Below are 25967 nucleotides of genomic sequence, written 5' to 3'. Positions count from 1 at the left end.
AGGCTCAGTGTCCGGCCAATGTACGCTGGTAGACGTCGACGGTGGCTTGGGCGAAACGCGTCAGGTTGAAGTCGCGCAGGCTGGTGGCGCGGGCATTGGCGCCCATGGCCCGGACCTGCTCGGGATGGGCCAACATGTCTTGCAGGCGCGCGGTCATGGCGGCCACGTCGCGCACCGGCACGATCCAGCCGTCGACGCCGTCGGTGACGTTTTCGGGCAGGCCGCCGGCGTTGGTGACCAGGGCGGGCAGGCCCAGGCCCATGATTTCGCGGCAGGCGAACGACAGCGCTTCGCGGTAGGACAGCACGAAGCCCGCATGGCAGGACGCCAGCGCGGCGCGCACGTCGTCGAGCAAACCGGGAAAGCGTACCTGGTCGAGCATGCCCAGCTCGCGCACGCGGGCCAGCTTGGCCTCGTTGGGCGGATCGCCCGCCACCAGCAGCAATACGCGTTCTTTGTCGCCCGGCGGCAAGGCCGCGACGGCGGCGACCAGATCAAGCCAGCCCTTGTCGTAATCGGTGCCGCCCGCGCTGCCCAGGAGCAGCTTGCCGCGCCATTCGGGGCCGAAGAATATCTCGCGCAGCTTGTCCAGGCTGTCGGCCGGCGGCGGCGCGAAGAACTGGGTGTCGATGCCGTGGCGGATGGTGGTGATGGGCCGCCGCTGATAGGGCGAATCGGCCAGCAGGCGATGGATGTAGTCGCTGACCGCGATGCTGTGGTCAGTGGCCAGGGCCACCCGCAGCTTGTGGCCGAAACTGGCGACCGGGTGGTCGTTGTGCTTGGTGAAGACGATGCGCGGCCGGCGCGCCATGGCCAGCGTGGCCAGCATGACCTGCTTGTGGTCGGCCGAGCCGTTGGCGTGGATGACGTCGAAGCGGCCATCCTTGATCAGGCGGCGCAACCGGGCGCGGTCGCCGAACCACGACGACGGGCGCGTGGTGTACCGCATGTCCACGACCGTCACGCCGGGAATCGCCTTGGCGTAGCGGTACAACCGGCTGCTGGCGGGCGCGGCCACGGTGATCTGGTGCTGGGCCGCCAGGGCGCGCGCCAGATTGATGATGTAGGTGACGTGGCCGCCGCCGTTGTTGGCGTGGAAGTTGGTGTAGAGAATCCTCACTTCTTCTTCTCGGCCAGGAACATCAGCTTCGAATAACGGAAGAAGCTGCCGGCGGCGGCGGTGACGGCCAGCACCAGGCCGTGGCGGCCATCCAGGAAGCCGCGCCGGATCAGGTAGATGCGGACAAAGGTCCAGAAGCTGTGGCCCAGCGCGCCGAAGACCGACGTGCGCAGGCCCTTGGCGTACATCATGGCGGCGGCATCGGACGAATAGCGGTTGACCTTGGTGATCAGCGCATCCAGGTTGTCGTAGGGATAGTGATTGAAGTAGCCCTTGAGCTGCAGCGGCTGGCCATTGACCGGCACCACCCGCTCGTGCACCGCGGCGTCGTTGAAACGCGCGGTGCCGCGCTTGAACAGGCGCAGCACGTAGTCGGGCCACCAGCCGCTGTGGCGGATGTCGCGGCCGCAGAAATTCGACAGGCGCGCGATCTCGTAGGTATCGGCGCGCGGGGCGCTGATCGTTTCCTGGATTTCGCGGGCCAGTTCGGGCGTGACGCGTTCATCGGCGTCGATGGACAGCACCCAGTCGCCGGTGGCCAGGTCCAGCGCACGGTTTTTCTGCGGGCCGAAGCCGGGCCAGTCGGGGGTGACTTCGACGCGCGCGCCCAGCGCCCGCGCCAGTTCGACCGTGCCGTCGGTGCTGCCGGAGTCCACCACGATGAACTCGTCGGCGAATGCGACGGACTTCAGGCAATCGGCAATGTTGGCCGCTTCGTTCTTGGTGATGACTATGACTGATAACTTCATCCGCGATTCCTAAGACGCTTTTTCCAGGCTTTCCAGGCGTGATAGCGCGGCCCCCAGAAGGGATCGCGCGACAGCCAGATGCGCCGGTTCAGCCAGGTGCCGCCCTGGTTGCGCACCGCGAAACGGTAGATGTGTTCGGGGTCCGCGGCGGGCGTGTTCTGGCCGAAAGGGTCGGTAGTGTACAAGTGGCGGAAACCCGCCTGCCGGGCGGCCGCGACGTAGTCGGCGTCGAAATACCCCTGCGGCCAGCAGAGGTGGTCGCTGACCTGGCCCAGGCGGCGCGTCAGCGTTTCGCGCGAATCGGACAATTCCTGGGCGATGTGGGCCCGCTTGGCGTCGATATCGGCGCCGCAGACCTTGTCCCAGCGCGTGTGGGTGTGGGTGTGCGAATGGAATTCAAACGTGCCAGCCGCCTGCATGGCTTCGACTTCGCTCCAGCGCAGCATGACGTCGTCGCTGCGGCCTTCGGCCACCAGCTTCTTGCAGGCGTCATGGTCGGGCGTGGCGGGCAGCGGCAGGCCCTGCCCCGCATGCGGACGCACCGGACCATCGCCGATCCAGCCGGTGATGGTGAACAGCACGGCGCGCATGCCGTGGCGCGCCAGGATCGGGTGGGCGTGGACCCAGTTGTTCAGGTAGCCGTCGTCAAAGGTGATCAGCACCGAGCGTTCGGGCACTGGCGCGCCGGCCAGGTAGGCGGCGAACTGGTCGGTGGACAGCGACTGGTAGCCCGCCCGCGCCAGGCGCGAGATCTGGGCCTCGAACACGTCGGGCACGGCGTTGATCATGCCGCCGGCCGGCGTGACGTGGTGGTACATCAGCACCGGGACGTTGGGCGCATTCATGCGCGGCGCTCCGCCAGCCACTGGGTATAGACGGCTTCGGTGGTTTCGGCCAGCCGGGCGGGCGAGAACACGCCTTCGTCCCAGACCATCTTGCGGCCAGCCTCGCCCATGCGGCGGCGCAGGTCGGCGTCGTCGATCAGCTTTTCCAGCGCGGCGGTCAGCGCGGCCGGGTCCTTGGGTGGCACCAGGATGCCGGTTTCGCCGTTGCGGAACATCTCGGACACGCCGCCCACGTCGGTGCCGATGACCGGCAGGCCGCTGGCCTGGGCCTCGACATAGACGGTGCCGGACGCTTCCTGCTGGGTCGCCAGTGCGAACAGGTCGCAGCCGGCCAGCAAATTGGGCACATCGCGGCGGGTGCCCATCAGGTGGATGCGATCTTGCAGGCCGCGCTCGGCCACGTAGGCCTGGGTCTGCTCGAACACGGGCGAACCGCCCCCCACGAACACCAGGTGCAGTTTGGGCCGGCTGGCCATCAGCGGCGCGATGGCGTCGATCAGGTCTTTGTGGCCCTTGGTGGCGCGCATGACGGCCACGCAACCCACCACCAGGTCGTCCGGCGCCAGGCCGAGCTCTTCGCGCAGGGTGGAATGTTCGACCGGCGGCGGCAGCACGATGGGTGAATACACGGTGGCGACCCGGCCGGGGGGCACGCCGCGTTCGATCAGGTGTTCGCGCACGTGGTCGCTGACCGTGGTGACGCGGTGCGGCAGCCGGGTGTAGGACCAGAGCGAGCCGACCTTGTTGGACAAGTGACGGGTACGCACGATGAGCGGCGTGCCCGCCAGCCGGCCGGCGGCGGCGGCAATGACGGTATCGCGGCGGCTGTGCGTGTTGAGCACGTCGAAACGGCCTTCGCGCAGGATGCGGCGGATGGTGGCCACGCCCTTCAGGTAGTTGAGCGGGCCGTCCATGTCCAGCGTGTGCACGGTGAAGCCGGCTTCCGACAGGCGCTGGGCCAGCAGCGCGTGCGGCTGGCAGATGGCTTCAAGGTGATGCCCGCGCGCGCGCATGGCATTCATTTCCTTGAAGATACGCCCTTCCTGGCCGCCGAAACTGGTGGCGGCTTCAGAGTGAACGATACGCATCAGTACGTGACCTCCACGCCGTTCGGCTTGGTCCAGGCGCTCAGGTTGGCCAGCAGCGTGTCGGCCATGCGAACCCGCCATTCTTCGCCCAGCCGCACCGTGCACAGGAAATTGTTCTTGGTGTAGACGATGTCGACCGGCACGCCGGGGATGCCGTTTTCGGGCTCGGCGCGGAACGGGTTCAGCATCTGGCGCAGGCGCACGGCATCGGCCGCGCCGTTGAGCTTGACGCGCAACGACTTGGCGCGCGCCTCGCGCGCCAGCTGCAGGTCATAGAGCTGGTCGGCCACGATGCGCATGCCGCCGGAATAGTCGTCGTTGCTGACCTTACCCTGCACGATGACCAGTTGGTCTTCGCGCAGCCGGTTGCGGTGCTTTTCGTACAGCTCGTTGAACACCGAGATTTCGACCTGCGCGGTGCCATCGTCGAGCACGGCGAAGACCATCTTGCCGCGGCGGGTCATCATGACGCGCACGCTGGCCAGCACCCCGCACATCCATTGCAGGTCGCGCTGCGGTTCGACCCGCGCCAGCTGCATCGGCACGATCTGGCGCACTTCGTCGCGCCAGGCGTCGAACAGGTGACCGCTGTAGTAGTAGCCCAGCGCGGACTTTTCCTCGGTAAGCTTCTTGTGCAGGTCCCAGGGCGCGACCTTGGCCAGTTCGCCGGCCACCACGTCGCTGCTGTCGTCGCCGAACAGGGACGACTGGTTGGCGCTGCGCGCGGCCTGCTCGGCCGCTTCCATGGCGGTGGGCACCGACGCCAGCATGGCGGCGCGGTTCGGTTCGATGGTGTCGAACGCGCCCGCCTTGATCAGGGCTTCGATGGTGCGGCGGTTGACGGCCTGTTTGCCGACGCGGCGGCAGAAGTCGAACAGGTTCTGGAACGGGCCGCCTTCCTTGCGCGCGCGCAGGATGTCTTCGACCGCGCCCTGCCCCGTGCCCTTCACGGCGCCCAGGCCGTAGCGCATGGTGCGCGGCGGCTTGCCCTTTTCGGTGTACTTGTCGGCCACCGGCTCGAAGCGGTAGCCCGAGAAGTTGACGTCGGGCGGCAGGACTTCCACGCCGTTGTCCTGCGCGTCGCGGCAGAAGATCTGGACCTTGTCCGTATCGTCCATATCGGACGACATCGTGGCGGCCAGGAATTCGGTAGGGTGATAGGCCTTGAGCCAGGCGGTCTGGTAAGAAATGAGCGCGTAGGCGGCCGAGTGCGACTTGTTGAAGCCGTAGCCCGCGAACTTTTCCATCAGGTCGAACAGCTTGACCGCCAGGTCGGGATCGTGGCCCTTTTCCTTGGCGCCCTGTTCGAACAGCTCGCGGTGCTTGGCCATTTCCTCGGGCTTTTTCTTGCCCATGGCGCGGCGCAGCAGGTCGGCGCCGCCCAGCGAGTAGCCGCCGATGATCTGCGAGATCAGCATCACCTGTTCCTGGTAGACGATGACCCCGTAGGTGCTCTTGAGGGTCGCTTCCAGGTCGGAGTGGAAATAGTCCACCGCGGCACGGCCGTGCTTGCGGTTGACGAAGTCGTCCACCATGCCCGATTCCAGCGGCCCCGGACGGTACAGGGCCAGCATGGCGATGATGTCTTCGAAGGTGTTGGGGCGCAGCTTCTTGAGCAGTTCCTTCATGCCGCGCGATTCCAGCTGGAACACCGCGGTGGTGTTCGCGTCGCACAGAATCTTGTAGGCGGCCGGGTCGTCCAGGCTGAGCGCCATGACGTCGAAGTCGCGCTTGTCGTCGTTGAACTGGCGCACGTAGCGCACGGCCCAGTCCAGGATGGTCAGGTTGCGCAGGCCCAGGAAGTCGAACTTGACCAGGCCGGCGGCTTCGACGTCGTCTTTGTCGAACTGCGAAACCGCGCTGTTTTCCTGGCCGGGCTGGCAGTACAGCGGGCAGAAGTCGGTGAGTTTGCCCGGGGCGATCAGCACGCCACCGGCGTGCATGCCGATGTTGCGGGTCAGGCCTTCGAGCGGCTTGGCCAGGTCGACCAGGGCGCGCACTTCTTCTTCCTGCTCGTAGCGGTCCTTGAAGGCGGGTTCGTCCTTCAGGGTGCGTTCCAGCGTCCAGGGATCCATCGGGTTGAACGGGATCAGCTTGGACAGGCCGTCGCAGAACATGTAGGGCATGTCCAGCACCCGGCCGGCATCGCGCACCACGGCCTTGGCGCCCAGGGTACCGAACGTGGCGATCTGGCTCACGGCGGCGCGGCCGTACTTTTCCTTGACGTAGTCGATGACCCGTTCGCGGTTGTCCTGGCAGAAGTCGATATCGAAGTCGGGCATGGAGACCCGCTCGGGATTCAGGAAGCGCTCGAACAGCAAGTCGTAGCGGATCGGGTCCAGGTCGGTAATGCCCAGCGCGTACGCCACCAGCGAGCCGGCGCCGGAACCCCGGCCGGGGCCCACGGGCACGCCGTTGTTCTTGCCCCAGTTGATGAAGTCTTGAACGATCAGGAAGTAGCCGGGAAAGCCCATCTGGATGATGGTCTTGCATTCCCAGCGCAGGCGTTCGTAGTACTGCTCGCGCTTGGACTCGCGCTCGGCGACGTTCGGGAACAGGAACTCCATGCGCTTTTCCAGGCCTTCCTCGGACAGCTGGACGAGATAGTCGTCCAGCGTCACGCCGTCGGGCGTGGGGAAGTTGGGCAGGCGCGGCTTGCCCAGCACCAGGCTCAGGTTGCAGCGCTTGGCGATTTCCACCGTGTTGGCCAGCGCCGAGGGCACGTCGGCGAAGCGGCGGGCCATTTCCTCGGAACTGAGCAGGTATTGCTCTTTGGTAAAGCGGCGCACCCGTCGCGGATTGGCCAGCACGCCGCCTTCGGCGATGCAGACCCGCGCCTCGTGCGCCTGGAATTCGTATTCGTCCAGGAACTGCACCGGATGCGTGGCCACCACCGGCAAGCCGGCTTCGGCCGCCAGGCGCATGGCGGCCTGGGTGTAGGCTTCGTCGCCGTCCATGCCGACGCGCTGCAGTTCGATGTAGTAGCTGCCCGGGAACATCAGCGCCCATTGGCGCGCCAGCGCCAGCGCCGACACGGCGTTGCCGGCGTCCAGCGCCTGGCCGACGTCGCCCCCGCGCCCGCCCGACAGCACGATCAGGCCTTCCTGGCCCTGCAGCCATTCGCGGCGAATTTCGGCGCGGCCCTTGCCCTGGTTGGTCAGGAACGAACGCGACAGCAGTTCGCACAGGTTCAGGTAGCCCTGGTGGTTGCGCACCAGCAGCAGTACCCGGAAGGGCTTGGCGGGGTCTTCGTCGTTGGTCAGCCAGACATCGGCGCCGGCGATGGGCTTGACGCCCGCGCCGCGCGCGCCCTTGTAGAACTTGATCAGGCCGAACAGGTTCGACAGATCGGTCAGGGCCACCGCAGGCTGGCCCAGCTTGGCCACGCGCTTGATGAGGTCGGGGATGCGCACGATGCCATCCACCACCGAGAACTCGGAGTGGACGCGCAGGTGGACAAATGGGGACGGAGTTGTTACGGCTTCGGACATAGCGGAATTGTACCTAGTCGAACGGCCCAAAAACGCGTCGTCGGCGATTCCGCCGCCGCCTGCCGGGCGCCCCTGTGTAACAATAGACGATTGGACCTGACTCACCCGCCGCAGGACGAGATTTACGTATGAAATGGCTGATACCCGGGATCTGGCTCGCCGCCATCCTGTTCGCGCACTTCCGTGGCCGCGTCAAGCTGCCACTGGGCCGGCAATTGCTGGATCACTCGGTGCTGCTCGCGCCCGTCAATGCCTTCATGGTGCTGGCGTCGCGCGTGCCGTCCACGCCCTATCTGACCACCAGCGAGATCGCCGAGCTCAAGGTCCTGGACGACAACTGGGAAACCATCCGCGACGAAGCCGTGCAGATGGCCGAGCTGCGCCGCATCAAGGCGGCCGACAGCCACAACGACATCGGCTTCAATTCGTTCTTCAAGTACGGCTGGAAGCGCTTCTACCTGAAGTGGTATGACGCGCGCCATCCGTCGGCCGAAGAACTGTGCCCCAAGACGGTGGCGATCCTGAAGACGCTGCCCAAGGTCAAGGCCGCCATGTTCGCCGAGCTGCCGCCGGGTGGCCAGCTCAACCCGCACCGCGACCCGTTCGCCGGTTCGCTGCGCTACCACCTGGGCCTGGTCACGCCCAACGACGACGGCTGCCACATCATCGTCGACGGCGAACAGTACAGCTGGCGCGACGGCGAAAGCGTGGTGTTCGACGAAACCTACGTCCACGAAGCCTACAACCGCACCGACCAGAACCGCATCATCCTGTTCTGCGACGTCGAGCGACCGCTGAAATGGGGCTGGGCCGAGGCCTTCAACCGCTGGTTCGGCCGGGTGGTGATGTCGGCCGCCAGTTCGCCCAACGACGGCGGCGACCAGACCGGCGCCATCAACAAGCTGACCCACGCGCACTGGGTCATCGACCAGAAGCGCAAGGCCTTCAAGGCCTGGAACCGCACGGTGTACAAGGCCACCAAGTATGGCCTGATCGCGCTGGTGATCGTGGGCTTCATCGCGCTGTAACGCGCCGCGGCGGGCCGCCCGGCCGGCCGCCCCTTCCCTTCTCTACCCCGCGTCGCGGTCCGGCAGCGTCAGCAAGCCGGTGTGGTAGTCGTACCCGTAGATTTCGCCATAGCGGCCCCATTCCACCGCGATCTTCAGCACGCGCTCGGCTTCGTCGGGCTTGAGGAATTCTTCCAGCGAATCCAGGAAGTTCTTTTCCGGCAACGCGCCGGCAGGCTCCTGTTCCAGGCTGTGGCGGATGTGCGCGGCCAGCGGCACGTGCGCCAGCAGCTGGCGCCCGAAGATGATCTGCTTCTGCCCCTGGTCGGCGTGCACGTAGCGCTGGCCCAGCGGCGTCAGGAAGATATCGCCCTTGTCGATCTGGGCCAGCCCGAACAGCCCCAGCGCTTCGCAGGCCGGCAGCAGGTCGTCGTCGGAAATCTCGGCTTCCTCGGCCAGCTTGGGCAGGTCGGCGCGGCCGTTGAAGGGGTCTTCGGCCAGCACGTCCAGCACGCCTTCCATGCGCTCGACCTCGGTCTGCGGGAAGCGGTAGCCCAGGCCTTGCTGGCGCGGGGTGGGCACGTCGTGGGCCGGACGCTGGGTCATCAGCGCGTAGACCTCGTCGATCAGCGCGCGCACCTGCGGCGAATCGGCATTGCGCGGCCGCGGCAGGCCGATCTGGACCTGACTGCGGATGCGGCCGGGATCGCTGGAGAAGATGATGATGCGGTCAGCCATCATGACCGCTTCTTCGATGTTGTGCGAGACGATGAGGATGCCCTTGGTCGAGATGCGGCTTTCGTCCCACAGCTCGAGCATGTCGTCGCGCAGGGTTTCGCCGGTCAGCACGTCCAGCGCCGAGAAGGCTTCGTCCATCAGCAGCACGTCGGGGTTCATGACCAGCGCGCGGGCAATGCCGACGCGCTGGCGCATGCCGCCGGACAGTTCGCGCGGCAAGGCGCCCCCGAAGCCGCCCAGGCCCATCAGGTCGAGCACGGCGTCGGCGCGCTTGGCGCGTTCGGCCGGCGCCACGCCCTGGGCTTCCAGCCCCAGTTCGACGTTCTGCTGCGCGGTCAGCCACGGAAACAGCGCGAACGACTGGAACACCATGGCGATGCCCGACGCGGGGCCATACACCGGCTGGCCGCGATAGGTGACGGTGCCCTGGTCGGCATTGACCAGCCCCGCCATGATGCGCAGCAGCGTCGATTTGCCCGAGCCGGACTTGCCCAGCAAGGCGACGATCTCGCCTTCGTGCAGGATGAAGTCCACGTGTTCCAGCACGTTGCGGGCGGTGCCGTCCGCGGCGCGGAACGATTTACCCACGTCGTGCAGTTCGATCAGGAGATTGGCATTCATGAGGACTCCTACCGGCCGCGGTCTTCGGCCAGCAAATACAGTTTTCGCCAGAAGAACCGGTTCAGCAGCATGACGAAGATGCTCATGACCCCGATGCCGAGCGCGATGCGGTGGAAATCGCCCTGCTCGGTCATCTGCTTGATATAGCTGCCCAGGCCGTCGGCCACCAGCGAGGTATTGCCCCAGGACACGTATTCGGCCACGATGCTGGCGTTCCAGGAGCCGCCGCTGGCGGTGATGGCCCCGGTGATGAAGCTGGGGAACACGGCCGGCAGGTACACCCGGCGCCACAGCAGCCAGCCCTTCAGGCCCAGGTTGCTGGCCGCCAGGCGCAATTCATTCGGAATGGTCGACGCCCCCGCCACCACGTTGAACAGGATGTACCACTGGGTGCCGAAGATGATCAGCGGGCTGAGCCAGATGTTGGGGCTGAGTTTCAACGCCACCATCACGAACACCACGGCCGGAAACAGCAGGTTGACCGGGAATGCCGCCAGGAACTGCGCCACGGCCTGCACCCGCTGCGAATACTTGGGCCGCAGGCCGATCCAGACGGCGATCGGCACCCAGATCATGGACGCCAGGCCGATCAGCACCATCACCCGCACCAGGGTGATGCCGCCCAGGCCCACCACGTGCAGCACTTCGGCCCAGCCCACCTCCGCATGCACGAAGACCACCAGCTTGTAGGTGGCCAGCAGCGCGCCGGCAGCCAGCAGCGAATCCCAGACCCGGGTCCAGCGCGGGTCCGGGGCCTTGGCGCGGGCGCGGATCGAAGTGCCGTCATAGGACACGCTGAACCAGCCCAGCGCGCGGCGCATGCGGGCCCAGAACAGGTTGGACAGGGCCTGCATCCAGCGGCTGCGGCGGGTCCAGTCCAGCAGCCAGGACTGCTGGGCGACGTCGGCCTGCGATTCCTCGAAGCGGAACTTGTCGGCCCAGGCCAGCAGCGGGCGGAAGAACAGCTGGTCGTACAGCAGGATGCCGGCCATCATGGCGCCGATGGCCCAGGCGATGGCGGTGCCGTTCTCGGCATCGATGGCCACGGCGATGTACGAGCCGATGCCGGGCAGCTTGATGTCCTGCCCGGCCACCGAAATGGCTTCGGCGGCGACCAGGAAGAACCAGCCGCCGGACATGGACATCATCATGTTCCAGAGCAGGCCCGGCGTGGCGTAAGGCAATTCCAGGCGCCAGAAGCGCTGCCAGCCCGATAGCCGGAAAACGCGGGCGGCCTCGTTCAGTTCGGCCGGCACCGTGCGCATGGACTGGTACAGGCTGAACGCCATGTTCCAGGCCTGCGAGGTGAAGATGGCGAAGATCGCCGCGCATTCCACCCCCAGCAGGTTGCCGGGGAACAAGGCGATGAACGGCGCGATGGCGATGGCTTGAAAGCCCAGGATGGGCACCGACTGCAGGATGTCCAGCATCGGGATCATCGCTTTTTCGGCCGTGCGGTACTTGGCGGCGATGGCTGCGAAGACGAAGCTGAACAGCAGCGAGAAGGCCAGCGCCGTGAACATGCGCAGGATGGTGCGCAGCAGGTAGTACGGCAGGTAGATCGGGTCCAGCGAGATGGGCAGTTCTTCGCCGACGGCGAAGGGACGGCTCATCTGCGAGGCGCCGTAGGCCATGGCGGCCAGCACCACCAGGACCAGGGGCAGTAGCGCCCAGTCCCAGCGGTTGGGCGAGGAGCGGGACGACGAGGACGGGCGGGTCCGGGTGCTGAAAAGCTCGAACATGTCGGCAATGCTCCAGGGAGCGGCGGGGAAAGGCCCGCGCATTGAAGCATAACCAGATGACGCGTCTCTGAACGGAAAACGACTGAAATCTGTCTGTAATACGGGACGGCTCGCGCCGCCCCGTCGTCAGCGTTGCAGGGACTCCCAGCTTTTCATCAGGCGCTTGACCGAAACCGGCATGGGCGTGCGCAATTCCTGCGCAAACAAGGCCACTCGCAGCTCTTCGAGCAGCCAGCGGAATTCGTCCAGGCGGGGGTCGGGCGCCCCCTTCAGGGCCGAGCGCGCCCGCTGGTACTGGGTGAGCAGCGGCGCCATGTCGGCCACCAGCTTGGCATCCCGCCCCGGGTCGGCGCGCAGCTTGTCGATGCGCGCCACCGCCGCCTTCAGGTAGCGCGGGTAATGGGACAACTGGGCGTAGGGCGTGTCGCGGATGAACCACTTGGGCATCAGCGCCCCCAGCTGCTGCTGCAGGTCGGCGTAGGCGGACGCGTGCGGCTTGGCTTGCGGCAGCTTGCGCTGCAGGGCCGCGTATTCCGTCAGCACCGTGCCGGCCAGGCGCGCGACTTCCTGGGCCAACAGGCCCAGGCGGCCCTTGCCTTCGGCGCGGCGGGCCTCGAACTGCTGCTCGTTGACTGGCCAGGGCTCGGCCAGGCAGGCCTGGCCCAGGGCGCAGTCGATGATCTGGTCGCGCAACTCTTCCTGCGTGCCCAGCGTCATGTAGAGCATGCTGATCCTGGTCAGGTCGGCCAGGTTCTTTTCCAGGAACTTGACCTGCTCGCGCAGGCCCAGCCGGAACAGCTTGAGCAGGCCGGCCCGGTGGGCCTTGCGGGCTTCGTCGGGGTCGTCGAACACGTCCAGGTCGCAATGCGCGCCCCGGTCCACCAGCGCCGGATAGCCGATGACCGACTGGCCGCGGCGCTTGATCTCGAGGATTTCCGGCAATGGGCCGAACGACCAGGAGGTCAGGTTTTCATGCGCCAGCGCCTGGGCCACCTGGGTGTCGCTGGCGGCCAGCTGCTGGAAGGTGGCCTGGGCCTGCTTGCCGAATTCGGCGCGCAGCTGGGCCAGGTTGCGGCCGGCGGACAGCATGCGGCCGTGTTCGTCGACCACCCGGAAGTTCATGAACAGGTGGGCCGGCAGGGTTTCCAGCTTGAAATCGGCCACGGCCGGGCGCACCTGCACCTGGTCCCACATGTCGGCGATCAGGGCATCGACCAGGCCCATCTGGGGATCGGCCATGCGCTCGAACCAGCGGTCGTAGAAGCCGGCGGCGTAGTCGGGCAGCGGCACGCAGTGGCGGCGCAGCTTCTGCGGCAGCGACTTGAGCAGCAGGTGCGCCTTTTCCTTGAGCATGCCGGGCACCAGCCACTCGCAGCGCGCCGGATCGATCTGGTTCAGGGCGAACAGCGGCACCGACAGCGTCACGCCGTCGCGCGGCGAGCCGGGTTCGAAGTGATAGTCCAGCGCCATCGACACGCCCTGCCACTCGACCTTCTTGGGGAAGACGTCGGTGGTGACCCCGGCGGCTTCGTGCCGCATCAGCTCGTCGCGCGTCAGCATCAGCTTGGCGGCCGCGGCCTTGTCCAGGCCGCCCACCCACTTTTCCAACGTGGCGGTCTGCGAGATGTCGGCCGGCAGCTGACGGTCGTAGAAGGCGTAGATCAGCTCGTCGTCGACCAGGATGTCCGGGCGGCGGGTCTGGTGTTCGAGCTTTTCGATGCCGGCGATCAGCTTGCGGTTGTGGGCCACGAAGGCCAGGCGCGTGTCGATCTCGCCCGGCACCAGCGCCTGGCGGATGAACAGTTCGCGCGCCTCGCGCGGATGCACGCGACCGTACTGGATGCGCCGGCCAGTGTAGATGGTCAGCCCATACAGCGTGGCGCGTTCGTTGGCCACGACCTGGCCGGCCTTCTTTTCCCAGCGCGGGTCCGACCAGTTCTTGCGAATCAAGTGGGCGCCCACCTTTTCCAGCCAGACCGGGTCGATGCGGGCCACGCAGCGCGCGTACAGGCGGGTCGTCTCGACCAGTTCGGCGGCCACGATCCAGCGGCCCGCCTTCTTGACCAGGCGCGAGCCGGGGTGGATATGGAAGCGGATGTCGCGGGCGCCCTGGTAATGGCCGCCCTCGTCGCTCTTGAAGCCGATATTGCCCAGCAGGCCCGACAGCAGCGCCAGGTGCAGCTGTTCGTAGGTGGCTTCGACCTGGTTGACGCGCCAGCCCTGCTCGCCCACCAGGGCGGCCAGCTGGGTATGGACGTCGTGCCATTCGCGCAGCCGGATCGGCGACAGGAAGTTCTGCCGCAACAGGCCCACCAGCTTGCGCTGCGAGGCCTTGTGCTGGACCTGTTCGCCGTACCAGCGCCACAGCTTCAGGAAGGAAATGAATTCGGACTTGTCGTCGGCGAACTTGGCGTGCGCGGCCTCGGCGGCCTCGCGTTCCTGCATGGGGCGGTCGCGCGCGTCCTGCACCGACAGGGCCGAGGCGATGATCAGCATTTCGGCCAGGCATTGCTGTTCGCGCGCGGCCAGGATCATGCGGCCGATGCGCGGGTCGACCGGCAGCTTGGCCAGTTCGTGGCCCGTCTGGGTCAGCACGAACGAGGCGCCGGTGCGGGTGGCGTCGGTGTCGTCGTCGGCCGTGGCCAGTTCGATGGCGCCCAGTTCCTGCAGCAGGTGGTAGCCGTCGGCCACCGCCCGCCCCGGCGGGGCCTCGACGAAGGGGAACTGCTCGATGTCGTCCAGCTTGAGCGACTTCATCCGCAGGATGACCGAGGCCAGCGACGAGCGCAGCACTTCGGGGTCGGTGAAGGCGGCGCGGGCGTTGAAATCGGTTTCGTCGTAGAGCCGGATGCACACGCCCGGCCCCACGCGGCCGCAGCGGCCGGCGCGCTGGTTGGCCGAGGCCCGGCTGATGGGCTCGATGCGCAGCTGCTCGACCTTGTTGCGCCACGAATAGCGCTTGATGCGGGCCAGGCCGCTGTCGACCACGAAGCGGATGCCGGGCACGGTCAGCGAGGTTTCGGCCACGTTCGTGGCCAGCACGATGCGCCGCGCGTTGCCGCGCGGATGGAAGATCTGTTCCTGTTCGGCCTGCGACAGGCGTGCGTATAGCGGCAGCACCTCGGTGCCGGCCGGATGGCGTTTGCGCAGGGCCTCGGCCGACTCGCGGATCTCGCGTTCGCCGGGCAGGAACACCAGCACGTCGCCCGGGCCGTGGCGGGCGCATTCGTCCACCGCGTCGACGATGGCGTCGATCAGGTCGCGCTCTTCGTCGCCGGACATGCGTTCGCGGTCGCGCCCGGCCTTGGCGGGCGCTTCGTCTTCGGCGGGTTCTTCCCGCACCGGGCGGTAGCGCAGTTCAACCGGGTACAGGCGGCCCGAGACCTCGATGACCGGCGCGGGCTTGTCTTCGGACGCCGCGAAATGGCGGGCAAAGCGCTCGGCGTCGATGGTGGCCGACGTGATGATGATCTTCAGGTCCGGGCGCCGCGGCAGCAACTGCTTCAGGTAGCCCAGCAGGAAGTCGATGTTCAGGCTGCGTTCGTGCGCCTCGTCGATGATGATGGTGTCGTAGCGGCGCAAAAGCGGGTCGCGCTGCGACTCGGCCAGCAGGATGCCGTCCGTCATCAGCTTGATGGACGCGTTGGGGCCGGTGCGGTCGTTGAATCGCACCTGGTAGCCCACCACCTCGCCCATCGGCGTATTCAGCTCTTCGGCGATGCGCTTGGCCACGGATGTCGCGGCCAGCCGGCGCGGCTGGGTGTGGCCGATCATCTTCTGGCGGCCGCGGCCCAGTTCCAGGCAGATCTTGGGCAGCTGGGTGGTCTTGCCCGAGCCGGTCTCGCCGCTGACGATCACCACCTGGTGATTGGCGATGGCGCGCGCGATCTCCTGGCGCCGCGCACTGACGGGCAGGTCTTCGGGGTAGGAAACGGCCGGAATGGGCCGTTCGGGGCGAGGCGCCCGGCGCTCGGCCTGGGCCGCGCCGTCGGCCCGCGGTTTTCCGGGGGCACGGGTCGACCCGTCGGCCGCTACAGGCGGCCGCGGGCGGGAAGATTCTGGCATGTACGATTTGTCCGGTTAGCTGCCTATTATATAAACGCCCCGCGGCCATATAATTTCGGCACGCCGCCCTTGCGACGGCGCGTTGACGCGGCCCCTGCCGCGTTGTTGCCACTCTCAGGAATTGCCCCACCCATCATGCCCGACCTGGAACCAGACACTGTCTCCGCCCTTGAAGCCCCTGAATTCGCCCCTGCCCAGTTCGTCCGATGGTTCCGAGATGTGGCGCCCTATGTGCATGCGTTCCGAGGCAAGACCTTCGTGGTGGCGTTTGGCGGTGAATTGGTGCAGGCCGGCGCGCTGAACGCGCTGGTCCAGGACTTATCGCTGCTGTCCTCGCTGGGCATCCGGCTGGTGCTGGTGCACGGCTCGCGCCCCCAGGTCAACGAACAACTGCGCCTGAAGGGCTTCACCCAGCAATTCGACCGCGGCCTGGCGCCCACCGACGCCGCCGCGCTGGAATGCGCCAAGGAAGCCGCCGGTGAAATCCGCCTGGACATCGAGGCCGCCTTCAGCCAGGGCCTGCCCAATACGCCGATGTCGCACGCCCACATCCGCGTCATTTCGGGCAATTTCGTCACCGCCCGCCCCACCGGCGTGCTCGAAGGCGTCGACTACAAGCACACCGGCCAGGTGCGCAAGATCGACGTCGACGCGCTGAAGTTCGCCATCGAAAAGGGGTCGTCGGTCGTGCTGCTGTCGCCGCTGGGCTTCTCGCCCACGGGCGACGCCTTCAACCTGGCCATGGAAGACCTGGCCACCAGCGTGGCCGTGGCGCTGCGCGCCGAAAAGCTGATCTTCCTGTCCAGCGGCCAAGGCGTGCTGAACGAAGACGGCACAGTGGACACTGAACTGGCCCGCGTGGACGCCGACGGCCTGCTCGCGGCCGGTTCGCTGGACGAAGAAACCGGCGCCTACCTGCAGTATGCGTCGCTGGCGGTCAAGCGCGGCGTGGCCCGCGCCCACCTAGTGCCCTTCGCGCTGGACGGCAGCGTGCTGCTCGAAATCTTCACCCACGACGGCGTGGGCACCATGGTGGTCGAAGACACCCTGGACGACCTGCGCCCGGCCACCATCGACGACGTCGGCGCCATCCTCAGCCTGATCGAGCCCCTGGAAGCCGACGGCACGCTGGTGCCGCGCCCGCGCAGCGTGGTCGAGCGCGACGTGGAAAACTTCACCGTGCTCGAGCACGACGCCGTGATCTACGGCTGCGCGGCCCTGCACACCTTTGCCGACGAGCAGATGGCCGAAATGGCCTGCCTGATCGTCCACCCCGAATGGCAAGGCTCGGGCGAAGGCGAAATCCTGTTGCGCCACATGGAATCGCGCGCCCGCGCCACCGGCGCCAAGCGCCTGTTCGTGCTGACCACACGCACGTCGCACTGGTTCATGAAGCGCGGCTTCGTGCAGGGCGGCATCACCGACCTGCCGCGCGAAAAGCAGAACCACTACAACCGTTCGCGCAACAGCCTGGTGTTCATCAAGAAGCTGTAGCGCCCGGCCCTACCCGCAGGGCCCGAAGGGGCTTGGCGCCGTCCGCGCGCCAAGCCCGCTAAAATGCCCCATTACCTATTCTTTCCGGCAGCGAACCATGGCCCGTACCGTCAACTGTGTGAAATTGAAGCGTGAAGCCGAAGGGCTGGATTTTCCGCCCTACCCCGGCGAACTCGGCACCCGTATCTGGCAAAGCATTTCCAAGGAAGCTTGGGAAGAGTGGAAGCAGGTGCAGACGCGCCTGGTCAACGAAAACCGCCTGAACCTGGCCGACGCCCGCGCTCGCAAATACCTGCAGCAGCAAATGGAACGTTTCCTGTTCGAGGACGGCAGCGTCGAGGCCCAGGGCTACGTTCCGCCCTCGGCCTGAGCCCCGCCGCGCCGCCGCGCGGCACGCCTGTGAAGCCCCTCGCCCGCGAGGGGCTTCGCGCTTTTGCGGCCCGCCCGGCCGCCCGCCCCCGCACTGGCCTTAAGATTCCGATATCGCAGGCCGTATTAATGCTGTCATGAACGAAGAACCGAGTTCCGCCGCCACGCCCGATCTGCCGCCGGCCATCCGGCGCGCGTTGGGCATTGCCCCCGACCGCAAGCGCGGCACGCTCGACGACGTGCGGCACGTCGTCATCCTGATGCAGGAAAACCGGTCCTTCGACCATTATTTCGGGGCCCTGCCGGGCGTGCGGGGGCTGGCCGACCCGCATCCCGTGCCCACGGCCGCCGGCAACATCCTGACCCAGGCCCATGGCCGGCAGACACTGCGCCCCTATGCGCTGCACGCCGACTACGCCAGCCACACGCCGGTGGGCTACATCACCCCGCATACCTGGGACGACGCCCAGCGCGCCTGGAACGACGGCCGCATGGACCAGTGGCTGGCCGCCAAGAGCCGCCTGGGCCTGGGCGCCTACCGGCCCCACGAAGTGCCGTTCCAGACCGCGCTGGCCAACGCCTTCACCGTGTGCGATGCGTATCACTGCGCCATCCATGCGGGCACCAATCCGAACCGGCTGTTCCTGTGGACCGGCACCAACGACCCGCTGGGACGCGCCGGCGGCCCCGCGCTGGTCAATACGTTCGACCGCCTGGGGCCGGCCGACCAGGGTTACGGCTGGACCACCTACCCCGAGCGCCTGCAGGCCGCCGGCATCGACTGGCGCATCTACCAGGACATGGCCGACAACTTCCACGACAACCCGCTGGCGGGCTTTCGGCAATACCGCCGCCAGCATGCCAGCACGGCCCTGGACGCCCCGCTGCGCGACCGCGCCCTGTCGACCCATACCCTGGATGACCTGGCGCGCGACGTGGACCAGGGGACGCTGCCGCAGGTGTCCTGGATCATCGCCCCCACCGCCGATTCCGAGCATCCGGAAGTCTCGTCGCCGCGCCAGGGCGGCGCCTATACCGAACGGGTGCTGGATATCCTGACGCGCAACCCCGCCGTCTGGAGCGGCTGCGTGTTCCTGGTCACCTACGACGAAAACGACTGCTTCTTCGACCACATGCCGCCGCCCGCGCCGCCGGCCCGCCCCCAGGGCGGCCAGGCGGGCAACCACTCGGGCGGTCTGTCGACGGTGGAACTGGACGGCGAATACCACGACGCCCGCCACGGTCCCAGCGCCGGCACCCCGGACGATCCTCCCGCCCTGCACGGCCGCGGCTTCGGCATGGGCCCGCGCGTGCCGATGCTGGTGGTGTCGCCCTGGAGCCGGGGCGGCTGGGTCAATTCGCAGGTGTTCGACCACACCTCGGTGATCCGCTTCCTGGAGGCCCGCTTTGGCGTGCCCGAACCCAACATCAGCGCCTGGCGCCGCGCCGTGGCCGGCGACCTGACGTCGGCCTTCGACTTCGCGGGCGACCGCGGCTCGCTGCACGCCGACAGCATCCGCCACGCCTGCGCCCTGCCCTACGCGCTGGAGGCCGTGGGCCGCATGACGGCCGACGGCGAGCACTACCGCCTGACCTTCCGCAACCCCGGCACGGCCGGCGCCGTGCTGCACGTGTACGACCGCCTGGCGCTGGACCGCGCCCCGCGCCGCTACACCATCGGCGCGGGCGCGCGGCTGGACGACGGCTGGCGCCTGGACGCCCATGGCGCCTACGATCTGTGGCTGCTGGGCCCGGATGGCTTTCATCGCCAGTTCCGCGGCGACGCGCGCGACGCCGGCCTGCTGGAAACGCAATTGGTGCCGGTGACCTCCGGCGTGCGCCTGCGCCTGATCAACCACGGCGAACACCACCAGCCGGTGCTGATCGAATCGCGCATGGGTGACGGTTGGCGTGCCATGGCGCACGTACAGGCCGGCGGCGCGCTGGAACTGAAATACGCCGGCTGCGAAGGCTGGTACGACCTGGAAGTGACCGCGCAGGCGCTGCCCATGTTCGGCCGCCGCCTGGCCGGACGCATCAACCCCGGCAAGTCCGGCGTACCCGACCCGAGGCTGTGCCAGGGTGCCGCGCTGCCCTCGGCGGCCGCTGCCAGCCTGTAACGCCGACGCCCCCCAAATAAAAAACCCCAAGACGCCAACGCGCTTGGGGTTTTCTCTTGCCTTGCCGGCCTGCGGCAGGGCGTTGGCGCAGATCAGGAATCCTGCGATTCGGCCGGCGTGTCTTCTTCGCCGCGCGCCAGGCGCTCGGTGTTCTTCACGCCGGTGTGGCGCACGTCGGCGCCCTTGACCATGTAGATCACGCGTTCGGACATGTTCTTGGCGTGGTCGCCAATGCGTTCCAGGGCGCGGGCAATGAAGATCATGTCGATGGCGCGCGAAATGGTGCGCGGGTCTTCGATCATGTAGGTGATCAGGTGGCGCAGCGCGCCCTTCCATTCCTTGTCGACTTCCTTGTCGCTGCGCACGACGGCGGCGGCCAGGATCGGGTCGAGGCGGGCGAAAGCGTCCAGGGCCTGGTGCAGCATGGTGCGCACGTTGGAGGCCATGTGGCGCAGTTCGATCACCGGAATGTGCGGCATGTCGGCTTCGTGGATGCGGCGAGCCACGGTGGCCACTTTCTCGGCCTCGTCGCCCGAGCGTTCCATGTCGGTCAGCATCTTGGACACGGCCATCAGCATGCGCAGGTCGATGGCGGTGGGCTGGTGGCGGGCCAGGATGCGGCTGATGCTTTCGTCGATCTCCACTTCGTGGCGATTGACTTCCTTTTCGCGCTCGCGCACTTTTTCAACCAGCGTCAGATCGCCGCTGGCCAGCGCGTCGATGGCCTCCTGGATCATGGCTTCGACCACGCCGCCCATTTGCAAGAACTGCGAACGGACGCTTTCCAGATCAGCGTCGAACTGCTTGTTTGTATGCTCCGTCATCCGGGCTCCCTGCGTGGTTGATCTCATTGCATTGCCCCGATATGAAAGAGTTTCTCGAGATGGGCCTGCACAACCGGCAAGGTTATGACCCAAGTGTGACAGGATTATGAATCGCGGCCCCGCCCCCGGCAAGCGCGGGCGGAGCGCACCGCCCGCACGCTCAGGCGCGGTGGTCCAGGCGGCGGATGCCGCTTTGCGTGGCCAGCAGCGCCACGTCGGCGCCGGCGATGGCGAACAGGCCGACGGTCACGACGCCCGCCAGGTTGTTGATGCGGGCTTCCAGGCCCGGCGCGTCGGTGATCGACAGGCCGGCGACGTCCAGGATGATGTTGCCGTTATCGGTGACGAAACCCTCGCGCAGGCGCGGCTGGCCGCCCAGGGCGACCATGGCGCGGGCGACGGATTCGCGCGCCATCGGAATGACTTCGATCGGCAGCGGGAACTTGCCCAGCACCTGCACCAGCTTGGATTCGTCGACGATGCAGACGAAGCGCTCGGCCACCGAGGCCACGATCTTTTCGCGCGTCTGCGCGCCGCCGCCGCCCTTGATCATGTGCAGGTTGGCGTCGATTTCGTCGGCGCCGTCCACGTACAGGGGCATGGAGGTCACGTCGTTCAGGTCCAGCACCTTCAGGCCGTGGCCCGCCAGGCGCGCCGCGCTGCGTTCGGAACTGGCGACCGTGCCACCGATACGGCCCTTGAAACGCGCCAGGCCGTCAATGAAAAGATCGGCCGTGGAGCCGGTGCCCACGCCGATGATGACATCGGGGCCGGCGACCTGTTCAACGAGTTCCAGAGCCGCGTCGGCGGCTTGCTGCTTGAGTTCTTGCTGGGTGAGCATGGCGGGAAAAAATGCGATTCAGGTGAGTAGAGCGGGGAAATTTAGCATGCGGCCGCGGCGGGCCACGCCCGCGCCAGGATCGCCGCCACGTCGGCGCCCCCCGCCAGCTCGCCGAAGATGCCACCCATGGCGCCCAGGCGGTTGGCGACGAAGCCCTGCGCCACGGCCTGGGGCGCGTGTTGGATCAACAGCGCAGCCTGCCACAGCCGCGCCAGGCCGCCGGCGATGCGGCGGGCCTGGAACTCGGCCTGGGCCGGGTCCGCCAGCAGCGCGCGCCAGGCCGCCAGCGCGGCATCGAACTCGCGGTACTGGCCGGCGGCGAGCGCGAATTCGGCTTCCAGCGCCGGCAACGCTTCAGGTTCGCGCTGCAGCGCCCGCAGCACGTCCAGCGCCATCACGTTGCCCGAGCCTTCCCAGATGGAATTGACCGGGGTTTCTCGATACAGGCGCGGCATCGGCCCTTCTTCCACATAGCCGTTGCCGCCCCAGGCTTCCATGCATTCGGCCACCGCCGCGATGGCCCGCTTGCACACCCACAGCTTGGCGGCCGGCGTGCCCACCCGCGCCAATGCGCGCGCCGCGGCGTCGCCGCGCTCGTCCACCGCCCGCGCCAGCCGCAGCGCCAGCGCCTGCGCGGCCTCGGATTCCAGCGCCAGGTCGGCCAGCACATTGCGCATCAGCGGCTGCGCCAGCAGCGGCTTGCCGAAGGCCTGTCGGTAGCCCGCATGGTGCAGCGACTGCACCACGGCCTGGCGCAGCAGCGCCGCGCTGCCCAGCACGCAATCGAGCCGCGTGGTCGCGGCCATTTCCAGCAGCACCGCCAGGCCGCGCCCGGGTTCGCCCACCATGGCGCCCCAGGCGTCTTCGAACTCGACCTCGGCGCTGGCGTTGCTGTGGTTGCCCAGCTTGTCCTTCAGGCGCCGGATGCGGATGGCGTTGCGCGGCCCGCCCGGAATCCAGCGCGGCACGAAAAAGCAGCTGAGTCCGGCATCCGTCTGCGCCAGCACCAGGTGTGCGTCGGCCTGCGGCACCGAAAAGAACCACTTGTGCCCGACGATGCGGTACGCGCAGCCGCGGCCAGCCGGGCCCAGCGGTTCGGCCCGGGTGGTGACGGCGCGCAGGTCCGACCCGCCCTGCTTCTCGGTCAGCCCCATGCCGATCAGGGCGCCCCGCTTACCGGCCAGCGGCGCGTCGGCGCCATCGAATTCGCGCGAGAACAGCGCCGGCAGCCAGTCGCCGCCGTAATCGACCACGCCCGCCGGTTCGCGCTGCAACAGCGGCACGGCAGCGAACGTCATGGTGGTGGGACACAGCGTACCGGCCTCGACCTGGCCCTGCATCAGGTACGCCGCCGCGCGCGCCACCTGCGCCCCCGGCACCGGTTGCGCCCAGGCCCGGCTGTGCAGGCCGCGCGCGGCGATGCCGCTCATCAGCAGTTGCCAGGCCGGATGAAATTGCACATGGTCGATGCGATGGCCGCTGCGGTCGTAGGCCTGGAGCCGCGGCGGGCAGCGGTTGGCCTCGGCGCCTGCGGCCAGCGTCTGGGCGCGGCCCAGCCAGGCGCCATGCGCGGCCAGGTCGCCGGCCCAGGCGCCCGCGCCCTCGCGCTGCGCGGCGTCACGCAGCGCCGGATCGGTCTCGTACAACGAATAGTCTTCCAGGGGCGGAACCTGGTTCAGCACAGTGTGGGTCGCGAACGAAGTCATGCTGGCTCCCGGCGATGCGTTGATGCGCCGCGCGCGATGGGCGCGCGGCGTTGCCCTGCCCGGCGCCCCCCAGCCTATCTGGCGATGGGCGCCACCCGCTGCCACGGCCGCAGGGCTTCGACCTGGGCGGCCAGTTCCAGCAGCCAGGCCTCGCTGCCCAGCGGCCCCATGACCTGGATGCCGATGGGCAGGCCGTCGGCCGACAGGCCGAACGGAATGGAAATCGCCGGCATGCCCGTCAGGTTGGCCAGCGGCGCGAAGGGGGAATAGCCGATCACGCCCTTCTTGCCCAGACGGTAGGCCAGGTAGTCGGCATTGTCCATGGCGTAGCGGCCGATGGGCGCGGGCAACTGCGCCAGCACCGGCGACAGGAACAGGTCGTGCCCCTGCGCGCCGTCGCGATGCAGGAAGCGGCCGATGCGCCGCGTGATCTCGTGGCAAGCATCCACGCAGGCCACGTACTGCGCGCCGGAAATGGCGCGCGCATATTCACGAGCCCCCAGCGTGGTGGGCTGCAGTTCGTCGGCGGCCAGGCGGCGGTTGCGGGCGCCGACGAAGCTGTCGATGGCATTGGCCGCGGCGCTGGCGATCAGCGGCAGCATGGGCGACAGTACTTCCTCGGACCCCACGGGCGGCGCAGCCGTGACGAGTTCGTGGCCCAGGCCGGCGAAGAACCGCGCGGCCTCTTCGACGGCGGCCGCGACTTCCGGGTCGATCGCCGCGCCTTCATAGGTGGTGCTGATATAGGCGATGCGGCGGCGCGGCGCGCTGGCGGGGTCGGCGCCCACGCGCGAGACGATGTCCAGATAGCTGTCCTGCGGCTTGGCGGGCGACGCATACGGCGCGCCCACATCGGCGCCAGCACTGATATCGAGCGAGGCGGCGCAATCGCGCACCGACAGCGTCATCATGTGCTCGGTGGCCAGGCCGCCCCAGCCTTCGCCCTTGAGCGGACCCAGCGGCATCATGCCGCGCGAGGGCTTCAGGCCCAGCACGCCGCAACACGAGGCCGGAATGCGGATGGAGCCGCCGCCATCGCTGCCGTGCGCGATGCGCACCATGCCGCTGGCCAGCGCCGCCCCCGCGCCGCCGCTGGAACCGCCAGCGCTATGCCCGGTCTTCCAGGGGTTCTGCGTGGGCGCGCCGTAGACGGGCGATTCGGTGGTGGGGCTCAGGCCGAGTTCCGCGCTGGTGGTGCGGCCAAACGGAATGAGGCCGGCGCGGCGGTAGCGCTTGACGATGTCGGCATCGACCGACCAATCGACCTGGCCGTATAGCACCGACCCCATCATGCTGGGCAGGCCCAACGCAGCGGTGCCCAGGTCCTTGAGCAAGGTGGGTACACCCAGGAAGGGGCGTTCACGCAGCAAGGCCAGCCGTTGGGCAGATGTCAGGGCGGCCAGTTCCTGGTCCAGCGCTCGGGCCAGGTCCAGCCCCAGTTCGGCCTGCACGCCGCAGGCCGCATTGATCACGGGGTTGCGCGCCGCCACCCTTTCCACGGCTTGCTGCATCGCGGCAAGCGCGGTCGTGGCTCCTTGGGCGATATCGGCGCCCAGCGCCATCGCGTCGAAGGAAGAGGAATCAAGTCGGTCAGCGGTGCCCATGCTTACGATGCTCCAGATATCGACGGCGAATTGCCGCAATGATGAGGATATCGACAGACCGCCCCGGTCACAAGCGCGAACGGGGTCGGATCAGGCGCCAGGATCAGTTCGCAGACGGCGGCGTGGCGCCGCCTTCGCCCTCGGCTTCGCTGCCGGGTTCGGCATCCGCCGCATCCAGCCCCTCGCCGCCCAGCAGGCGCTGCGCATCCGCTTCCGGCAGCGCCTCGACGCTTTTCAGGTTGCGCAGCATGGCGCGAGTGCGCACCTCGGTCTGGCCGATCTTGCTGCTGGCGGTGTCCAGCGTCTTCTTGACGCCGGCCAGCGCGTCGCCGAACTTGCCGAATTCCGTCTTGACCGCGCGCAGCACCTGCCAGACCTCAGACGAACGCTGCTCGATGGCCAGCGTGCGAAAGCCCATCTGCAGGCTGTTCAAAAGCGCCGCCAGGTTGCTGGGCCCGGCGACGTTGATGCGCAGGTCGTGCAAGCGGTCCAGCAGCCCGGGACGCCGCAGCACTTCGGCATACAGGCTTTCGGTGGGCAGGAACATGATGGCGAAATCGGTGGTGTGCGGCGGCGCCACGTACTTGGACGCGATCAGGCGCGCCTGCACCTCGACCGCCTTGCCCAGCGCGGCGCCCGCCGCTTTGACGCCCTCGACGTCGGCGGCGTCCTGCGCATCCATCAGGCGTTCGTACTCTTCCTTGGGAAACTTGGCGTCGATAGGCAGCCAGACCGGCGCGCCGCCGTCGCCGCGGCCCGGCAGGCGGATGGCGAATTCCACCACCGCGTCGCTGCCCGGCACCGGCTTGATGTTGCTGGCGTACTGCTCGGGCGTCATGTTGTCTTCGATCAGCCGCGCCAGCTGCACTTCGCCCCAGGTGCCGCGCGACTTGACGTTGGTCAGCACCCGCTTCAGGTCGCCCACGCCGGCAGCCAGCGCCTGCATTTCGCCCAGGCCCTTGTGCACGGCTTCCAGGCGGTCCGAGACCTGCTTGAACGATTCGCCCAGGCGTTGCTCCAGCGTGGCATGGAGCTTTTCGTCCACCGTGCGGCGCATTTCATCGAGCTTGGTGCTGTTGTCTGCCTGCAACGCCTGCAGGCGCTGGTCCACCGTCGTGCGCACTTCCATCAGGCGGCGCTCGTTGATCTGGATCAGTCCCTGCAATTGCTCGCCGAAACCCGTGGCGAAACGGCCCAGCGAGTCGGCGGATTCGGCGCGGGCCGCCTGGGCGTCGCGGTTCAGCGCGGCGCGCAGGTCGCCGTGGGACTGGGCCAATTCCTGGCGCAGCGCACGGGTGGATTCCGCGAATTCGGTGCGCAAGCCGCGCTGGCCCTCGGCGATATCGGCGCGCAAGGCCCGTTCCGTGCGCTCCAACCCGTCCAGCAGCGCATCCAGGCGGCCATCGTGGCTGGGGCGCGACAGCCATGCCATCAGGGCAGCCAGGCAGGCCAGCACCGCGCCACCGGCGGCAATCCACAGCAAAACATCATTGGACAAGGTCATTCCCCACGCCGCACCCACGGCGGCTGCCTGAAATTATAG

Annotated in this window: 17 protein-coding genes; 4 read left to right on the top strand and 13 right to left on the bottom strand. The window is 67.8% G+C overall.

Annotation, left to right across the window (positions count from 1 at the left end; translation table 11 throughout):
* Positions 1 to 4: 4 nt before the first annotated feature.
* From U858_RS0131900 to dnaE, 5 genes are read right to left on the bottom strand one after another with little or no spacing between them, the layout of a single operon-like run.
* A complete protein-coding gene (locus U858_RS0131900) occupies positions 5 to 1120 on the bottom strand; it encodes a glycosyltransferase family 4 protein (protein ID WP_025141167.1) in 1116 nt (371 codons plus the stop codon).
* Positions 1117 to 1869, bottom strand: coding sequence for a glycosyltransferase family 2 protein (locus U858_RS0131895; RefSeq protein WP_025141166.1), 753 nt, complete (start codon positions 1867 to 1869; stop codon positions 1117 to 1119). The genes U858_RS0131900 and U858_RS0131895 overlap by 4 nt, the downstream gene beginning before the upstream one ends.
* On the bottom strand, positions 1866 to 2714 hold the full coding sequence (locus tag U858_RS0131890) for a polysaccharide deacetylase family protein (RefSeq protein WP_025141165.1): 849 nt from the start codon (positions 2712 to 2714) through the stop codon (positions 1866 to 1868). Before U858_RS0131890 ends, U858_RS0131895 begins: the two co-directional genes overlap by 4 nt.
* Complete coding sequence (locus tag U858_RS0131885; protein ID WP_025141164.1) at positions 2711 to 3802, bottom strand: glycosyltransferase family 4 protein; 1092 nt, start codon at positions 3800 to 3802, stop codon at positions 2711 to 2713. The genes U858_RS0131890 and U858_RS0131885 overlap by 4 nt, the downstream gene beginning before the upstream one ends.
* Positions 3802 to 7293, bottom strand: coding sequence for a DNA polymerase III subunit alpha (dnaE, locus tag U858_RS0131880; protein WP_025141163.1), 3492 nt, complete (start codon positions 7291 to 7293; stop codon positions 3802 to 3804). The genes U858_RS0131885 and dnaE overlap by 1 nt, the downstream gene beginning before the upstream one ends.
* A gap of 128 nt (positions 7294 to 7421) precedes the next feature.
* Here dnaE and lpxO point away from each other — a divergent pair, with 128 nt between their 5' ends.
* A complete protein-coding gene (lpxO, locus tag U858_RS0131875) occupies positions 7422 to 8321 on the top strand; it encodes a lipid A hydroxylase LpxO (protein ID WP_025141162.1) in 900 nt (299 codons plus the stop codon).
* Positions 8322 to 8363: 42 nt separating this feature from the next.
* On the opposite strand, the gene U858_RS0131870 is transcribed toward lpxO, so the two are convergent.
* The 3 genes from U858_RS0131870 to hrpA form a co-directional block, all read right to left on the bottom strand.
* A complete protein-coding gene (locus U858_RS0131870) occupies positions 8364 to 9659 on the bottom strand; it encodes an AAA-associated domain-containing protein (RefSeq protein WP_025141161.1) in 1296 nt (431 codons plus the stop codon).
* An 8-nt stretch (positions 9660 to 9667) separates the two neighbouring features.
* Positions 9668 to 11401 (bottom strand): ABC transporter permease subunit, encoded by a 1734-nt coding sequence (locus U858_RS0131865; protein ID WP_025141160.1) that lies wholly within the window; start codon positions 11399 to 11401, stop codon positions 9668 to 9670.
* Between the two features lie 126 nt (positions 11402 to 11527).
* The gene (hrpA, locus tag U858_RS0131860; RefSeq protein ID WP_025141159.1) at positions 11528 to 15466 is read right to left on the bottom strand and encodes an ATP-dependent RNA helicase HrpA; all 3939 of its coding nucleotides are present in this window, start codon (positions 15464 to 15466) and stop codon (positions 11528 to 11530) included.
* 135 nt (positions 15467 to 15601) lie between these two features.
* Here hrpA and argA point away from each other — a divergent pair, with 135 nt between their 5' ends.
* From argA to U858_RS0131845, 3 genes are all read left to right on the top strand, one after another.
* On the top strand, positions 15602 to 16960 hold the full coding sequence (gene argA / locus U858_RS0131855; protein WP_025141158.1) for an amino-acid N-acetyltransferase: 1359 nt from the start codon (positions 15602 to 15604) through the stop codon (positions 16958 to 16960).
* Positions 16961 to 17057: 97 nt separating this feature from the next.
* Positions 17058 to 17330, top strand: coding sequence for an oxidative damage protection protein (locus U858_RS0131850; RefSeq protein WP_006384045.1), 273 nt, complete (start codon positions 17058 to 17060; stop codon positions 17328 to 17330).
* A gap of 136 nt (positions 17331 to 17466) precedes the next feature.
* Entirely contained in the window at positions 17467 to 19449 is a 1983-nt protein-coding gene (locus U858_RS0131845; protein ID WP_025141157.1) for a phosphocholine-specific phospholipase C, read from the top strand.
* Between the two features lie 92 nt (positions 19450 to 19541).
* Here U858_RS0131845 and phoU read toward each other — a convergent pair whose 3' ends face one another.
* From phoU to rmuC, 5 genes are all read right to left on the bottom strand, one after another.
* Positions 19542 to 20273 (bottom strand): phosphate signaling complex protein PhoU, encoded by a 732-nt coding sequence (phoU, locus tag U858_RS0131840; protein WP_025141156.1) that lies wholly within the window; start codon positions 20271 to 20273, stop codon positions 19542 to 19544.
* Positions 20274 to 20433: 160 nt separating this feature from the next.
* Positions 20434 to 21114 carry a ribose-5-phosphate isomerase RpiA gene (rpiA, locus tag U858_RS0131835; protein ID WP_025141155.1) on the bottom strand — a complete coding sequence of 227 codons (681 nt, stop codon included), beginning with the start codon at positions 21112 to 21114 and terminating at the stop codon, positions 20434 to 20436.
* Positions 21115 to 21155: 41 nt separating this feature from the next.
* Positions 21156 to 22820 (bottom strand): isovaleryl-CoA dehydrogenase, encoded by a 1665-nt coding sequence (locus U858_RS0131830; protein ID WP_025141154.1) that lies wholly within the window; start codon positions 22818 to 22820, stop codon positions 21156 to 21158.
* 74 nt (positions 22821 to 22894) lie between these two features.
* Positions 22895 to 24424 (bottom strand): amidase, encoded by a 1530-nt coding sequence (locus U858_RS0131825; protein ID WP_025141153.1) that lies wholly within the window; start codon positions 24422 to 24424, stop codon positions 22895 to 22897.
* 103 nt (positions 24425 to 24527) lie between these two features.
* A complete protein-coding gene (rmuC, locus tag U858_RS0131820) occupies positions 24528 to 25928 on the bottom strand; it encodes a DNA recombination protein RmuC (protein WP_025141152.1) in 1401 nt (466 codons plus the stop codon).
* Positions 25929 to 25967: the final 39 nt, after the last annotated feature.

Source organism: Achromobacter sp. DH1f, assembly GCF_000633435.1.
Classification (GTDB): domain Bacteria; phylum Pseudomonadota; class Gammaproteobacteria; order Burkholderiales; family Burkholderiaceae_B; genus Achromobacter; species Achromobacter deleyi.
Note: the sequence above shows the minus strand (reverse complement) of the source record. Positions and strands in the feature narration are given on the sequence as shown.